General features: G+C 65.7%; 14 protein-coding genes. 7 read left to right on the forward strand and 7 right to left on the reverse strand.

What is annotated here, in order from left to right:
• Positions 1-15 precede the first annotated feature (15 nt).
• Genes QHC78_RS03925 through QHC78_RS03950 form a run of 6 tightly spaced genes read right to left on the reverse strand, consistent with a single transcriptional unit; the run spans position 16 to position 6,708 of the window.
• A complete protein-coding gene (locus QHC78_RS03925) occupies positions 16-366 on the reverse strand; it encodes a RidA family protein (RefSeq protein ID WP_319742550.1) in 351 nt (116 codons plus the stop codon).
• A complete protein-coding gene (locus QHC78_RS03930) occupies positions 363-1,946 on the reverse strand; it encodes a hydantoinase B/oxoprolinase family protein (RefSeq protein WP_319742551.1) in 1,584 nt (527 codons plus the stop codon). The genes QHC78_RS03925 and QHC78_RS03930 overlap by 4 nt, the downstream gene beginning before the upstream one ends.
• On the reverse strand, positions 1,946-4,060 hold the full coding sequence (locus QHC78_RS03935) for a hydantoinase/oxoprolinase family protein (protein ID WP_319742552.1): 2,115 nt from the start codon (positions 4,058-4,060) through the stop codon (positions 1,946-1,948). Before QHC78_RS03935 ends, QHC78_RS03930 begins: the two co-directional genes overlap by 1 nt.
• 49 nt (positions 4,061-4,109) lie before the next feature.
• Complete coding sequence (locus tag QHC78_RS03940; protein ID WP_319742553.1) at positions 4,110-5,522, reverse strand: aldehyde dehydrogenase family protein; 1,413 nt, start codon at positions 5,520-5,522, stop codon at positions 4,110-4,112.
• An 11-nt stretch (positions 5,523-5,533) separates the two neighbouring features.
• Positions 5,534-6,148: a thiamine pyrophosphate-dependent enzyme gene (locus tag QHC78_RS03945; protein ID WP_319742554.1), complete on the reverse strand. Its 615-nt coding sequence runs from the start codon at positions 6,146-6,148 to the stop codon at positions 5,534-5,536.
• Between the two features lie 11 nt (positions 6,149-6,159).
• Positions 6,160-6,708 (reverse strand): thiamine pyrophosphate-binding protein, encoded by a 549-nt coding sequence (locus tag QHC78_RS03950; RefSeq protein WP_319742555.1) that lies wholly within the window; start codon positions 6,706-6,708, stop codon positions 6,160-6,162.
• A gap of 380 nt (positions 6,709-7,088) precedes the next feature.
• On the opposite strand from QHC78_RS03950, the gene QHC78_RS03955 reads away from it, so the two are divergent.
• The 7 genes from QHC78_RS03955 to otnI all read left to right on the forward strand — a co-directional run bounded on the left by QHC78_RS03955 (position 7,089) and on the right by otnI (position 13,870).
• Complete coding sequence (locus QHC78_RS03955) at positions 7,089-8,084, forward strand: quinone oxidoreductase family protein (protein ID WP_319742556.1); 996 nt, start codon at positions 7,089-7,091, stop codon at positions 8,082-8,084.
• Complete coding sequence (locus tag QHC78_RS03960) at positions 8,081-9,601, forward strand: class I adenylate-forming enzyme family protein (protein WP_319742557.1); 1,521 nt, start codon at positions 8,081-8,083, stop codon at positions 9,599-9,601. The genes QHC78_RS03955 and QHC78_RS03960 overlap by 4 nt, the downstream gene beginning before the upstream one ends.
• 36 nt (positions 9,602-9,637) lie before the next feature.
• Positions 9,638-10,057, forward strand: coding sequence for a PaaI family thioesterase (locus tag QHC78_RS03965; RefSeq protein ID WP_319742558.1), 420 nt, complete (start codon positions 9,638-9,640; stop codon positions 10,055-10,057).
• A 148-nt stretch (positions 10,058-10,205) separates the two neighbouring features.
• Entirely contained in the window at positions 10,206-11,207 is a 1,002-nt protein-coding gene (locus QHC78_RS03970) for a Bug family tripartite tricarboxylate transporter substrate binding protein (RefSeq protein ID WP_319742559.1), read from the forward strand.
• On the forward strand, positions 11,204-12,043 hold the full coding sequence (locus tag QHC78_RS03975; RefSeq protein ID WP_319742560.1) for a class II aldolase/adducin family protein: 840 nt from the start codon (positions 11,204-11,206) through the stop codon (positions 12,041-12,043). Before QHC78_RS03970 ends, QHC78_RS03975 begins: the two co-directional genes overlap by 4 nt.
• A gap of 40 nt (positions 12,044-12,083) precedes the next feature.
• On the forward strand, positions 12,084-13,019 hold the full coding sequence (locus QHC78_RS03980; RefSeq protein WP_319742561.1) for a 2-hydroxyacid dehydrogenase: 936 nt from the start codon (positions 12,084-12,086) through the stop codon (positions 13,017-13,019).
• A 20-nt stretch (positions 13,020-13,039) separates the two neighbouring features.
• Complete coding sequence (otnI, locus tag QHC78_RS03985; protein WP_319742562.1) at positions 13,040-13,870, forward strand: 2-oxo-tetronate isomerase; 831 nt, start codon at positions 13,040-13,042, stop codon at positions 13,868-13,870.
• On the opposite strand, the gene QHC78_RS03990 is transcribed toward otnI, so the two are convergent.
• Positions 13,836-14,729: a LysR substrate-binding domain-containing protein gene (locus QHC78_RS03990; protein ID WP_319742563.1), complete on the reverse strand. Its 894-nt coding sequence runs from the start codon at positions 14,727-14,729 to the stop codon at positions 13,836-13,838. The two genes, otnI and QHC78_RS03990, sit on opposite strands and share 35 nt — an antisense overlap.
• Positions 14,730-14,744 lie beyond the last annotated feature (15 nt).

Below are 14,744 nucleotides of genomic sequence, written 5' to 3' on the forward strand. Positions count from 1 at the left end.
ATCCGCGAATCAACCTCAGACGGCGGCTACCACCACGATCTCGACCCGGCACGCCGGGTCATTCAGTTCGACCTTGCCGCAGCAACGGGTGGGGGTCTGCCCGGGCACGACCCAGGCATCCCACACGCCGTTCATCGCCGCAAAATCGTCCATGGTCTTCAACCAGATCTGCGCACTCAGCACCCGGCTCTTGTCGGTACCCGCCAAGCCGAGCAGTTCGTCGACCTTGGCCAGCACCTGTCGGGTCTGGCCGGCGACGTCCTGGGTACGGTCGTCAGGCACTTGGCCCGACAGGTAGGCGATGCCGTTGTGGACCAGCGCCCGGCTGCGCCGCGCGTTCTGGTCGATTCGTTTGATCCCGCTCATGCTTCCTTCTCCAGTGATCCATAGGCGCCGCCACCGGCGGTCTCCATCAATACGCGGTCCCGGGCGCGCAGCACGCGCGGCTCGGTGGGATCGACGATCTGCCCGTTGATGGCCAGCCGCCCTGGCTGGCCCGCACCGCCGCCGGCCAGTCCCTCGGGCGCGGACTTGAGCTGGGTCATCAGGAACGACGCCGTCGCGTCGGGTGCGTCGGCCAGCAATTCGTACTCGAAGCGGATACCGCAGCCACCAGGCTGGCGCCCCACGCCGCCGCTGCCGCGGCGAATCTCGCGCCGCAGTACGCGGATGGGCGCCAGGGTCTCCATCATCTCGACCGGGGTATTGCCCAGGTTCGCCGGGAAGCTCAACGCCGAGAAGCCGGGCCGGCGCGCATTGGCGCCCTGCCCGGCGTTCAGGAAATTCACGACGGCGTAGCGCTTGCCACGGTATTCGCCCGACATGGTCATCGACGAATTGGGTGAGCCCGAGGCCCATACCTTTTCAGGCAGCACCTCGGCCAAGGCCTTGAAGACGGCCCCCGGCAGCAAATGACCGATGGCGCTGCGCCCCCCCGACGCGGCGGGATAGGTAGGATTGAGCAGCGATCCAAGCGGCGCCCGCGTCGTGATCGGCAGGAAGCTACCTTCGTTGTTGGGGATGTCCGGACACAGCAACGCCTTCAATCCGTACACGGTGTAGGCGAATACGTAGATCGGCACCACGTTCAGCGCACGCGGCAATTGGGCGGACGTACCGGCGTAGTCGATGTCGATACGGTCGCCCGACACGGTCAACTGGCAGCGGATCACAGTGGGCTCTTCGAAACCATCGTGCTGCACGGTGGAGCGATAGACGCCGTCGGGCAACGCGCGGATGGCCTCGCGCATGGCTTGCTCCGAGCGCCGGCGCACCTCTGCCCCGAGTGCCTCGAGATCCACCGTTTCGAGCGGCCCCTTCAGGCGGTCGGCCATCATCCGGCATGCCGCGACCTGTGCCCATATATCGCCCATGCCCTGCTCCGGCACGCGGATGTTCTGGCTGATCATCTCGATCAGCACCTCGTTGGGTCTACCGTCGTCCAGCAGCTTCATCAGCGGGATCTGCAAACCCTCCTCGTAGATTTCGCGGCTGCTGTTGCTGCGCAGCTTTCCGCCGATGTCAGGCAGGTGGGACACCACTGCGCCAAAAGCCACCAGCCGGCCATCGAAAAAAATGGGAGTGACCGTGGTGACGTCGTGGACGTGGCCCGAGCCCTTCCACGGGTCATTGGTAATGAAGACGTCCCCCGGTTTGATGGTGTCGGCCGGGTACTTGTTCAGAAAATGGCGCACCGTGGCGGGCAGGCAGCCGATGAAGCCGGGCAGGCTCATGGCCGATTGCGCCAGCGAGCGGCCTTGGGCGTCGGTCAGCACGATGGCGAAGTCGTTGCCGTCCCTGACCAGCGTGGAAAAGCAGGTGCGCACGAACGCGGCGGCCGCCTCGTCGACGACGCTGATAAGCCGCTTCCACAGGATCTCCAGCTCGACGGCGTCGAAGCTCGTCTGCCGGGCGGCCGGGCGCGGCCAGGAGGGAGTCTTGTCCATTATTCGAATTCCTTGATGGTGACGGATACGGTCAGGTCCCGAAGGATCGCCACGTCGGCCTCAACGGCGACCACGATGGTGGATTCACGCTCTTCCAGAATCAGCGGTCCCTGCAGGGTGGTTCCGGCCGGCAGCGAATAGCGGTCATGCACCGGCACTTCGCCATATGCCTTGCGCAGCGGCAGATAGATCGGCCGGGAACCGGCCGGTGCCCCAACGCCGCTTGTGCGCGTATCGCCCCACTCGAAATGGCTGCCCTCGGTGCGCGCCTTGCCGACCAGGCGCCAAGTCGTGACCTGCGGCCGCGCATTCGGCACCAGCCGGCCATATAGGCGCTGGTATTGCTCCTCGAAGGCGGCCAGCACGCGCGCGCCGGTGCCGGCGTCGACCTCGGCGTAAGGAATCGAGACGGGTACCTCGGCCCCCTGGCCGTAGTAGCGCATGTCTGCGCCGATGCGCCACTCCACATCGCTGGCCCCCACCGACGCCAGCTCGGCTTCGCCTTCGCGCTTCAGATCGCTCAGCACGCGCGCGACCTGGTTCCAATCGGTCTCGGAGAGCAGTTGCGGGTTGGACCAGGCGCGGTCCACGCGGGCCGGAGCGGCCAGCATGCCCAGGCAGGATCCGGCGCCGGCGGCGATGGGCACCAGCACGCTCGGGATGCGCAGCTTGCGCGCCACATCCACCGCGTGCACCGGCCCGGCACCTCCCGTCGCGACCATAGAAAGATCGCGCGGATCGTGGCCGGTTTCGGCGATGTGGATACGCGCCGCGCTCGCCATGTTCTCGTTGACCATGTTGCAGATGCCCCAGGCCGCGCTTTCGGCGGGCATCTCGAGCTGCTCGCCGAGCCGGGCCATGGCCGCGCGGGTCGCGTCCAGGTCCAGCTCCATATCGCCGCCCAGAAAATTGCCGGGATTCAGATAGCCCAGCAGCAGGTCGGCATCGGTCACCGTCGGCTGCGTGCCACCGCGGCCATAGCACACGGGACCGGGAACGGATCCCGACGACTCGGGGCCCACATTGAGCAGGCCCAGCCGGTTGCAATAGGCGATCGAGCCCCCGCCTGCGCCGATCTCGATCAGCTCGATGCTGGGAATCAGAATGGGCAGCCCCGAGCCGCGCTTGAATCGCTCCACCCGCGCGCACTCGAAGCTGTGCGCAACCGGCGCCTCGCCGTCGATCGCCACGCAGGCCTTGGCCGTGGTGCCGCCCATGTCGAACGCCAGTACCTGATCCACGTCGTTCTGCCGGGCGGTATTGAGCGCTGACAGCACGCCCGCGGCGGGACCCGACTCGAGCAGCATGATGGGCGACTCGGCGCCCGCACGGGCCGAGGTGAAACCGCCGCTCGACACCATCACCCGCAGCGGGATACCCCGGCGGATATCGCCGATGCGCGCCTCAAGCTGCCGCAGGTAGTCGGCCACCACCGGCTTGACGTAGGCATTGGCGGTGGTGGTAGAGGTACGTTCGAACTCGCCGATCTCGCGGGCCAGCGACGACGAGATCGACACCGCGATGTGCGGCAGGTGCTGTTTGATCGCGGCCTCGATGCGCCGCTCATGGCGATCGTCCATGTAGGCATGCAGCAGCGACACCGCGATGGAGGCCACCCCCGCATCCGCCAGCGCCTGGATCGCTGCCGCGACCTCCGCGTCATCCAGCGGTTCAAGCACGTCCCCATGCGCGCCCAGACGCTCGGACACTTCAACGCGCCATTCGGGCGGCACCAGCGGCTGGGGCAGCACGATATCCAGATCGTAGGGGTCATAGCGCCATTCGCGTCCGATGTCGAGCGCATCGCGCATGCCGGCAGTGGTGACAAGCCCGGTGGCGGCCCCTTTGCGCTCGATCAGCGTGTTGGTGACCAAGGTCGTGCCGTGCAGCACTTCGCCCAGCGGCGGCGCCGCCTCGTCCATCGCGCCGGCGACCTGCCGCAACAGGTCGGCGATGACGGTAGAGACCGCCTCGCCGGGGTCCGCCGGCGTGGTCGGCGTCTTGCCGACCCAGATCCGGCCCTGCGGATGCAGGGTCGCCACACCGTCGGTGAAGGTCCCGCCTATGTCAACGGCGACGCGCAAAGTACTGGAACCTGCAGCAGATGTATTCACGCTCTGTCTATCCCATTCAGTTTGAATCGAAGCCGGACCCGCAAACCGGCTAGTAGGCAATGGTGATCAGCCGCTCCTCGGTCATTTCCCGGACCGCGTAGGCCGGCCCTTCTCGACCGTGGCCGCTGTCCTTGACGCCACCGAACGGCATGGCGTCTACCCGTGCACTGGACGCCTCGTTGATGTGCACGCCGCCGAAACGCAAGGCCAGCGCCGTGCGCAGCGCCGTCCGCAGGTCGGCGGTAAACAGTCCTGCCGCCAGGCCGAAATCGCTGGCATTGGCGCCGGCCACCGCCTCGGCGATGTCGTCGAACTCGATGATGGACAGCACCGGCGCGAAGATCTCCTCGCATACGACGCGCATGTCGCGGCGCACGTCGCGCAGGATCGTCGGCTCGAACACGCGTCCGCGCCGGGTGCCGCCGGTCAGCAAGCGCGCGCCTTGACTTACGGCCTCGTCCACCCATGAGGCCGCCCGCCGGGCGTGGTGTTCGCTGATCATGGGACCGATCACGGTGCGGGGATCGGCCGGATCGCCGGCCGGCGTGGCGCGCGCGGCTGCCACCAGCCGCGGCACGAAATCCGGAGCGATACGCCGGTCAACAAACAGCCGCTGCACAGAGGTGCAGACCTGACCTGCCTTGCGAAAGCCGGCGTTGATGATCTTGGGAACCGCCCTCCCGATATCGGCGTCGTGGCACACGATGGTGCTGGCGATGCTGCCCAATTCGAGCTGCGTGCCGCGCAAGCCGACGGCCTGCTGGATCTCGCGCCCCACCTGGGTGCTGCCGGTAAAGGCGTAGTACGCAATGCGCGGGTCGGCCAGCAATTGCCGCCCCAGCGATCCACCTGGCCCGTGCAGCAAGGTCAGCAGCTCCGGAGGTACGCCGGCGTCGATCAGCGCCTTGCACAACTCCACCGCAGATAGCGGTGTGAAGGTCGACGGTTTGATGACCACCGCGTTGCCGCCGGCCAGCGCCGGCCCGACTTTGTGCGCCAGGGTGTTGAGCGGCGAATTGAAAGGCGTGATGGCGCAGATCACCCCGCGCGGCACGCGCACGGTGAACCCCAGCCGATCCTTGACGCCCCGACCGGCTTCCATGGGAATCAAGTCTCCCACCAGCCGCTTGGCCTCTTCGCCAGACAACTCCAACGTCTGGGCGCAGCGCCGCACCTCGTTCTCGCTGTCGGCGCGGGTAAAACCGGCCTCGTCGCGCAACAGGTCGATGAACTGCCGCATTCGGCTTTCGATGATCCGGGCCGCGCCGGTCAAGGCCTGATAGCGTGCATAGGGCTCCATGCGCACGGTCTCGACGGCGCGCTGGGCGGCACCCACTGCCTCGTTGACCTGGGCGGCCGAAGCCACCGCCATCGTGCCGTATGCGCGGCCTTCGTATTTGTCGGTAAGTTGCTCGGTGGACTCTCCATCCACCCAGCGGCCATTGATCAACAGTCTGGACATGGTCTCGCTCCTCAGGCCACCACGCCCAGACCCTGCATGAAACGCAGGCGTATCTTGGCCGGATCGCGTTCGGTCGTGCCGGCGGGCTTTTCAGCGTCAATACGTGCGCCGATGAGCCACGGACCGTCCCCGCTGATCGCCTCTGCGACCAAAGCTTCGAAATGGGCTTCGTCCAACGCCCAGGAAGAGCGTTCCAGCCCTGCGGCACGCGCCATTCCGACCAGGTCCACCGACGAGGAGGTCAGCGTCTTCTGCGATCCCGTGATCTGGTAGATGCCGTTGTCCCAGACGACGATCGCCAGGTTGCGCGGGGCGAGCGCAGCCGCCGTTCCCAGCGAACCCAGCTCCATCAGCAACGAACCATCGCCCTCCAAGGCGAAGACCCTGCGCTCCGGCTGAGCCATGGCCACCCCCAGGGCGATAGGTACCGCCAGCCCCATGCTGCCGAGCATGTAGAAGTTCTGGGGCCGTTGCCCGCTGGCCCACAAATCGAAATTGCTATTGCCTATGCCGCCGACAACGGCCTCTTCCCGTTCCAGCCTGGCTACCAGGCGGCGCGTCAGGTCAGCACGATTCATGACCTTCGCGCTGTTACGGGAAATCGCCCTCAGTTCGCTGTTCTTCATGCGCGTCTCCATCAACGTGCCGCCGCAGCCGCGGGCGTAGGGGGCTTCTTGGTCAACAGCGGCGACAAGATCATCGCGGCCGGCTCCTGGGTGGCGTAGGCCTGGCTGATCATGCTGCCCACGACGAACTCCACGTCATCGCGCCGCTCGATGGCAAAGTGAGGAATACCCAGCGCCGTCAGCACCGGCCGCATCGTGCGGCAGACCATGACCTGACCGAGCTGAAAGTCGCCCATTGCGCCGCGCTCGGAAATCATCATCGGTACCGGAATGCGGTACGGGCTCAGCAGGGAGGCCAGTACGTTGGGCAAAGTGGCGAAGCCGCTGGTCTGCATCAGGACAATGCCGCGCATGCCTCCCATGTACGCGCCGGCCGCAATACCCACGGCCTCTTCTTCGCGAGCGGGACAGACCACGGTGAAATACGGATCGTCGTGGACCAGCCGGATCAAGGGTGCCAGTACGTTGTCCGGCACATAGGTCACCAGCTTGACGTCATTGGCCTTGAGGGCTCGAACAACGGCCTCGTACCAGCTTTCGGCGGAGGAATCGGCCGACATGGATACTCCCTGTCTGATTGGATGAACAAGGGACCGTGTGCCGCAAGGCACCGGCAGTGCCCGCTGGTTCCGCATCGAGGCGGCACGCCGGACAGGCAAGGGCATCCTAAGTTCGAGGCTTTCATCAGCACAAACAATTCGTTTTTGTCCATTCTTCACTTTTGCCGATAGATGGCCGCCGGCCTCTTGCGCCGGGGTGCTACGCACGATCTATCGTCAACGGCGAACAATCCACCAAAACTAGTAATTTGTATTGATCAAAGTCGACTCTTACGATTCCTTCGCCATTCGCGTATCGGACGCAATGCCGGTACGCAACGTCCCGCCTCCCGGTGCGCCGCATGGCGCGCATGCGGCAGGCCCTACTACGCAAGGAATCTATGACTACGACGATGAGAGTGATCGCGCTCAACGAACACGGCGGCCCGGAGCAGTTGAAGCTGGAGCGATGGCCGGCGCCGCGCCCCGCGACGGGCCAGGCGCTGGTGCAGATCAAGGCGTGTGGCCTGAACTACATGGACGTGTTCGTGCTGCATGGCATGCCCGATCTGCACACGACCATGCCGCGCATTCCCGGCGGCGACATCGCCGGCATCGTGACCGACGTGGGTGAAGGCGTACCCCGACACTGGGTCGGCAAACGCGTGGCGTTGTTCCCGCGCTTTCCCGAAGGTGGCGTGCTGGGCGAGCACGGCAATGGCGGGCTGTGCGAGTACATCGCGGTGGACCAGCGCCAGCTGATCGAGATTCCCGAAGGAGTGGACTTCAATGAGGCCGCCGCCCTCCCGATCGCCTACGGCACTTCGCATCGCATGCTGTTCACGCGCGGCCGGATCCAGGCGGGAGAAAAAGTATTGGTGCTGGGCGCAAGCGGCGGGGTTGGCGTCTCCTGCGTGCAGTTCGCCAAGATGGCCGGTGCCGAAGTCATCGCCTGCACCAGCAGCGAGGAAAAGGGCCGCAAACTGCGCGACCTCGGCGCCGACCACATCGTCAACTACGCCGAGCATCCCGACTTTTCCAAGCCGGTCTGGGCCGCCACCGGCAAGAAAGGCGTAGATGTAGCCATCAATTTCACCGGTGGCGATACCTGGATCCCTACACAGCGCTGCATGGCCGTGAACGGCCGCATCCTGACTTGCGGCTCGACCGCCGGCCATCTCTGCCCCATCGACATCCGCTATGTCTGGCACCGCGAGATCGACATCATCGGCTCGCGCGCCTATCTGCCGAGCGACATCGAGGCCTGCCTGTCCTACGTCGCCGCAGGCCGGCTGGCCCCGGTCATCGAGACCATTCTCCCGCTCGAGCAGGCACCCGAAGGTGTCAGCCTGCTCGAGAGCCGCCGCATCTTCGGAAAGGTGATCGTCAACCCATGAACGCGCCCATCAAGAACCTCGGCTGCATAGGCAGCGAATTCCGCAACGAATTGCGTCCCGCGGTCATCGACCTCTGGGATCCGGACCATCCGCGCGAAGTCGACTACCCCACCTTCCACGCCTCGTGCGACGCCATCGCTCGCGGGTTGCTCAGGTACGGCCTCGCGCCGGGCGAGCGCATCGGCATCCTGTGCTCGAACCGGCTCGAATTCCTGGAAATATTCTTCGGCGCAATGCGGGCCGGGGTCATTCCGGTGCCGATAGGCATCCTGCAGCCCAAGGCCACCGTCGAATGGATGGTGCGCGACGCCCAGGTGCGCCTGGTGTTCTGCGACGACACGCTGCGACCGAACGTACCGGAGGACGTGCCCTGCGTCGACGTCGACGAAGACGGCCAGCGGACCTACGAGGCCTTCAAGGACGCCGGACCATTCGAGCCCTATGCTCCCGCCTACGACGACGTCGCCTTCCAGCCCTACACCTCCGGCTCGACCGGGCGGCCCAAGGGCGTGCTGCTGTCCCACCGCGCCCACACCTGGGTAGCCGAGACTATCTCGCACGACCGCGACTTCTGCCCTACCGACCGCATGATCGTCGCCGCGCCGCTCTATCACAAGCATGCGATGAACTCGATCAAGTGCGTGCTGGTAGGCGGCTCGGCCGTGATACTGATGCGCAAGTTCGAGCCCCGCCGCTACATCGAGGCCATCACCCGCCACCGCGTGACCGTGCTGTCAGGCGTGCCGACGATCTTCGCCATGATTCTGCAGCAACGCGACCTGATCGAGGGCCAGGATTACTCTTTCGTGCGGCTTGCCACCATGGGCGGCGCACCGGCTTCGGACGTGCTGATCGATGAGGTCGCCCGCGTGTTCCCGCGCGCCGAGATCGTCACGATCTTCGGTACGACGGAAACGAGTGCCGCGCTGTTCGGCCCGCACCCTGAAGGCAGGCCGCGCCCACGCCACTCCGTAGGCTGGCCGGTGCCCGGCAACAGTTTCCGTCTGGTCGGTGGTGACGGCAACTTCGGCACGCTCTACGTCAAGGGACCCGGCATGATGAACGGCTACTACAACAACCCGGAGGAAATGGCCCGCCGTATGAAGAACGGCTGGTTCGACACGGGGGACGTCCTGCGCCGCGATACCGAAGGCTGGTACTACTTCGTAGGCCGTGCCGACGACATGTTCGTCTCCAGCGGCCACAACATCTATCCTGGCGAAGTCGAGCTGATGCTGGAACGCCATCCCGACATCGACCAGGCGGTCGTCGTGCCCGTGCCCGACGATATCAAGCACCGCATTCCCTACGCCTTCATCGTCAAGCGCGCTGGATCGACGCTCACCGCAGACGAAGTCAAGGCCCATTCCCTGGAGAACGCGCCGCCCTACCAGTACCCGCGGCGGGTGATCTTCGTCGAGGCGCTGCCGCTGAACGGTGTCGGCAAGATCGACCGCAAGGCGCTCGAGACCCGAGCCCGCGAACTGAGCGAACAGACCCGCCCGGTCGACGCCTGACCCGCACCCAACCGGCTCATTGAAACGGAGAGGCGCATGACACTACCTGAGATGCAGGATCTGATCGCGCGCGGTCCCTACCTGAACTGGCTGGGACTGGAAGTCCTTGCCCTGGACGAGGACAGCATCGAAGTCCGGGCCAAATGGCGCGAGGAATGGGTGGCCAGCACGCGGCTGATGCAGACGCACGGCGGCATACTGGCTGCCCTGATCGATTTTGCCGCCGACTTTGCCCTGGTCTGCCGCATCGGCCACGGCGTTCCCACCATCGACCTGAGGGTCGACTACCACCGTCTCGCCAAGCCCGGCGACCTTGTCGCCAAAGGACGGGTGATCAAATTCGGACGGCAGTTCTCCACGTGCGAAGCCCAGGTCACGCAGGACGGAGCACTGATCGCCAGCGGCCGGGGGACCTACATCACCGCCCCTCTCCCCGGTAAGCCCCCGGGCGCCTGACGCGCGGCGGTTTTCTCCTTCCCATATCAAAGCGGCATAACAGATCTCCATCAAAGGGCCTATTGCCCGCCGGGCTCCGGCGGCCACAATGCCTCCAAGCGGGACGACACCGCACCGTGGCCATCAGGCCAGACGATCAGGAGACATCATGGACCGCCCTTCATGCCTGCCCGGCCGCGCGCGCCTCGCCGCCCTGCTGCTCGCGCTCCCGGTGCTTCTAGCCGCACCTTGTGCCTGGACGCAGTCCTTCCCCCACAAACCGGTCAAGATCGTCGTGGGCTTCGGCCCCGGCGGCCTGGGCGACACAGTCGTGCGCACCCTGGCACAGAAAATGGCCGAGTCCATGGGCCAGAGCGTCATCGTCGAAAACGCGCCTGGCGCCGGGGGCATCACCGCGGCCTCCATGGTCGCCCGCGCCGCGCCGGACGGCTATACGCTGCTTCTGGTCAGCGGCCAGAACGCCTTCAGCCCCTATCTTTTCAAGTCGCTGCCCTACGATCCGGTGGAAGACTTCGCCATGATCTCCACCATCGGGACCTTCCACTTCCTGCTGGTCGCGGACGAGGACAGTCCGCTCAAGACCGTCGCCGACGTGGTAGAGGCCGCCCATCGCGACCCTGCCCGCTTCAACATCGGTACGATCAGCGTGGGCAGCGCGCAGCATCTGTCTGCGCGTCTGTTCGCGACCATGGCAGGACTCGACGTTCCCATCGTGCCGTTCAAATCCACTGGCGATGTGATCGCGGCGCTGCGCGGACGCAATGTGCAAGTAGCCATGGAGACCGTGACCGGAGCGCTGGGCCAGGTCCGCGGCGGTTCCCTGCGGGCCATCGCCACAACGGCTCCGGCGCGGATCAGCTTTCTGCCAGAAGTGCCGACCATCGCCGAGAGCGGCGGGCCGGCCCTTTCCCGATACGTGTCCGAATCGTGGAACGGCATTGTCGCCCCGGCTGGCACCCCCGCCCTGGTCGTGCAGAAGCTCAACCGCGAAATCTCCAAGGCGCTCGAGGCACCGGACGTGCGGCAGCGATTCGTCGCACTGGGCATAGAACCGCGCGCCAGTACCCCGGAAGCCCTTAAAAACGTATTCCTGAAAGATGCGGCCAAGTGGCGGGTCGTCATCGAAGAAGCCCGCATCGAGAAGCAATGAAGCTCGCCATGGAGGACAGAGTCAAGATGAATAGCGCCGCACTCCCACCTACGCCGAACACCGCCTTCCACCCTTCCATCACCGATGCCGAGCGGCAGGTGCGGACGGACCTGGCGGCGTGCTACCGGCTGATCGATCTGTTCGGCATGAGCGACATGATCCTGAACCACATTTCGGCGCGCGTCCCGGGTGCGGAGGAGCATTTCCTCATCAACCCCTTCGGCATGATGTATGAAGAGATCACTGCCTCGAGCCTGATCAAGGTCGATCTCGACGGCAACATCATCCACAACCCGAACACCAATTACACAATCAACCTGCCCGGCTACGTCATTCATAGCGCCATTCACGGCGCGCGGCCGGATGTGGCATGCGTGCTGCATACCCATACCCCTGCCGGCATGGCGGTCTCGGCGCTCGAATGTGGACTGCTGCCGCTGAACCAGACGGCGATGCGGTTTGCTTCAGGGGTTGGCTATCACGAGTTCGAGGGCGTGGCGGTCGACGTCGACGAACGGCAGCGTCTGGCCGGCAACCTGGGCGACAAGGATGTCATGGTGCTGCGCAACCACGGTTTGCTGGCCGTAGGCCGAACCGTGGCCGAGGCTTTCGTCAACATGCATAGACTCGAACGGGCCTGTCAGACGCAACTCCTGACGCTGTCGGCCGGCAGCGCCCTGCACATGCCTTCCCCGACCGTCGTAGAGCGCGCCTACCAGCAACTGCGCCGCGCGCCTACGCCGAACCTGGACGGCACCCATCCCCCGCACGGCGAACGCGAGTGGCCCGCGCTGCTGCGGATGCTGGACCGCCGAGACATGAGCTATCGTGCCTGACGGCGCGCCCGTCGCCCTCCGACCACAAGGACTTCCACCAATGAAACACCGCATCCTGCAGATCGGCCCCATTACGCCTTCCGTCGATGCCCGCCTGGCGCGCGACTACGATGTCACCCCGCTCTGGCAACAACCGGAGCCCGCGGCCTTCCTGGCCGAACACGGCGCCCGCTTCGAAGGCGTCGCTGTGCATTTGCGCGACGCCTGCGGGGCGCCCCTCCTCGAGGCGCTTCCCAACGCCAAGGTCGTCGCCAACTTCGGCGTGGGGTACGACAAGATCGATGTCGAAGCGGCCAAGCGCCTGGGCATGCAGGTCAGCAACACGCCGCGGGTCCTGGATGGCTGCGTCGCCGACCTTGCCATGGGCCTGGCCATCGACGTCGCCCGGGGCATTTCCACCACGGATCGTTTCGTGCGTGCCGGCGGCTGGAAGTCGGGCCAGCGGCCGTTGATGACGCGCGTGCACGGCAAGAACATGGGTTTGCTGGGATTCGGCGGCATCGGGCAAGCCGTTGCGCGGCGGGCCGCGGGGTTCGACATGGCGGTGCGCTACCACAGCCGCCGGCCGGTGGAAAACGCGCCCCAACGGCACGAACCGTCACTGGTGGAGCTGGCGAAATGGGCCGACTTTCTCGTCGTGGCATGCCCGGGCGGTCCGCAAACACGGCATTTGGTCAATGCCGAGGTCATGGACGCCCTGGGCCCGGCCGGCATCCTGATCAACATTGCGCGGGGCAGCATCGTGGATGAAGCAGCGCTGGTCCGCGCGCTGCAGGCAGGGCGGCTGGGCGGCGCGGGCCTGGACGTGTTCGAAAACGAACCCCACGTACCGGAAGCCATGCTGGACATGGACAACGTGGTCGTCCTCTCGCACATCGCCGGTTTTACGCGTGAATCACGCGCAGATATGGAGCGGCTGGTCTGCGACAACCTCGATGCCTATTTCCGTAGCGGCCACGTCATGACGCCGGTCTGACTGCGGCACGAGCCACGACCATGCCCCGCTTTGCCGCCAACCTCACCATGCTCTATCCCGACCGGCCGTTCCTGGACCGGTTCGCCTGCGCGGCGCGGGACGGTTTTACTGCGGTGGAGTTCTTTTTCCCCTACGCCTATCCTGCTGCCGAACTGGCGGCACGGCTGTGCGACCATGGGCTCCAGCTGGTGTTCTTCAATGCCACGCCCCGTACCGATCCGGCCGAGCGGGGAATCGCTTGCCTGCCTGGCCGCGGGCACGAGTTCCGCGACGGCTTTCTACGCGCACTCGACTATGCCGAGGCACTCGGCTGCGCACGCCTTCACGTCATGCCCGGCCGGATGCCTGCCGATGCAGACCGCCGCCGCTTGCATGCCACCTATGTCGAAAACCTGGCCTGGGCCTGCGGACTTGCCGCGCACGGCCGCCGCACCGTGCTGATCGAACCCATCAATCCACGCGATGTCCCGGACTTCTTCCTGACCCGGCAGGACCAAGCCCATGCGATCGTCCAGGAGGTCGGCTCGCCCTGCCTGAAGGTCCAGATGGACCTCTACCACTGCCAGATCGTGGAGGGCGACCTCGCGGCCAAACTGCGCGAACATCTTCCCACGGGACGCGTGGGGCACTTGCAGATTGCCGGCGTGCCGGACCGCCACGAGCCCGATAGCGGCGAAGTGAATTTCGCCTATCTGTTCGACGTGATCGACTCGCTCGGCTACGACGGCTGGATAGGCTGCGAATACCACCCACGGCAAGGCGACGCGCCTGGCGGCACCTCGGCCGGGCTGGGCTGGCTGCACCGCTCCCGGCGGCCTACATATCCAGACCCAGGACCAGTTCGCGGATGATTTGCTGCATCGCCTGTTGGGTACGGGTCGCCGGCCGCTGTGCGCTGACCGCCAGCGCCAGCTTGCTGCGCAACCGGGGCTTGACGATGGGAATCGCATGGAACACCTCGTCGCGACCCGAGGTGCGCACGGCGTTGACCGACAGCACCGCCGCGCCCACGCCTTCGGCCACCAGGTCCAGGATGGCCGCGATGCCGTCTATTTCCATGGCGATGGTGGGATGGCGGCCGATGTCCGCGAGCTCGGATTCAACCAGCATGCGTATGGTGTTGGGCCGCGTCGGAATGACCAGGGGTTCGTCGGCCAGCTCTCGAACACTGATCGATTTGCGGGCCGGTCCCGGCCCGCGACGAGTAACCAGGTAGAAGTCCTCTTCCAGCAACACGACGCTATCGACATCCGGCGAGGGCACCGGGTTGTACAGAAGCGCGATATCCAGGCGGCCGCTGACCAGCGATTCCTGCAGGCTGGTCGACAGGTTCTCGGAAATGGACAAGGCAGCCTCGGGCAGCCGCTGCCTGACGGCCCGGGTCAACGGCACGGTCAGCATCTTGGCGAAACGGGGCGGCAAACCGATGGCCACGCGGCCCGCCAGCACGCCGCGCACCCGCCCCAGTTCTTCGCGCGTACGCGCGATCTGGTGCAGGATGCCGCGCCCGTGTTCGAGCAGCACCTTGCCCGCTTCGGTAGGAACGACGCCACGTCCGTTGCGTCTCAGCAAGCTTTGTCCCAGCTCGATCTCGAGCTGGCGTACCTGGCGGCTCAATGCGGGCTGGGCGATATTCAGGGCGATGGATGCGCGGGTGAAGCCGCCCAGTTCGGCTACGCGTACGAAATACTCGAGCTGCTTCAGGTCCACAGCGCGCGGCGACGC

The organism is Pigmentiphaga sp., assembly GCF_033795525.1.
Classification (GTDB): Bacteria; Pseudomonadota; Gammaproteobacteria; order Burkholderiales; family Burkholderiaceae_B; genus Pigmentiphaga.

Coding starts and splice junctions, on each gene's coding strand:
- QHC78_RS03925 (WP_319742550.1), bottom strand. CDS start 366: ATGAGCGGGATCAAACGAATCGACCAGAACGCGCGGCGCAGCCGGGCG.
- QHC78_RS03930 (WP_319742551.1), bottom strand. CDS start 1,946: ATGGACAAGACTCCCTCCTGGCCGCGCCCGGCCGCCCGGCAGACGAGC.
- QHC78_RS03940 (WP_319742553.1), bottom strand. CDS start 5,522: ATGTCCAGACTGTTGATCAATGGCCGCTGGGTGGATGGAGAGTCCACC.
- QHC78_RS03945 (WP_319742554.1), bottom strand. CDS start 6,148: ATGAAGAACAGCGAACTGAGGGCGATTTCCCGTAACAGCGCGAAGGTC.
- QHC78_RS03950 (WP_319742555.1), bottom strand. CDS start 6,708: ATGTCGGCCGATTCCTCCGCCGAAAGCTGGTACGAGGCCGTTGTTCGA.
- QHC78_RS03955 (WP_319742556.1), top strand. CDS start 7,089: ATGACTACGACGATGAGAGTGATCGCGCTCAACGAACACGGCGGCCCG.
- QHC78_RS03960 (WP_319742557.1), top strand. CDS start 8,081: ATGAACGCGCCCATCAAGAACCTCGGCTGCATAGGCAGCGAATTCCGC.
- QHC78_RS03965 (WP_319742558.1), top strand. CDS start 9,638: ATGACACTACCTGAGATGCAGGATCTGATCGCGCGCGGTCCCTACCTG.
- QHC78_RS03970 (WP_319742559.1), top strand. CDS start 10,206: ATGGACCGCCCTTCATGCCTGCCCGGCCGCGCGCGCCTCGCCGCCCTG.
- QHC78_RS03975 (WP_319742560.1), top strand. CDS start 11,204: ATGAAGCTCGCCATGGAGGACAGAGTCAAGATGAATAGCGCCGCACTC.
- QHC78_RS03980 (WP_319742561.1), top strand. CDS start 12,084: ATGAAACACCGCATCCTGCAGATCGGCCCCATTACGCCTTCCGTCGAT.
- otnI (WP_319742562.1), top strand. CDS start 13,040: ATGCCCCGCTTTGCCGCCAACCTCACCATGCTCTATCCCGACCGGCCG.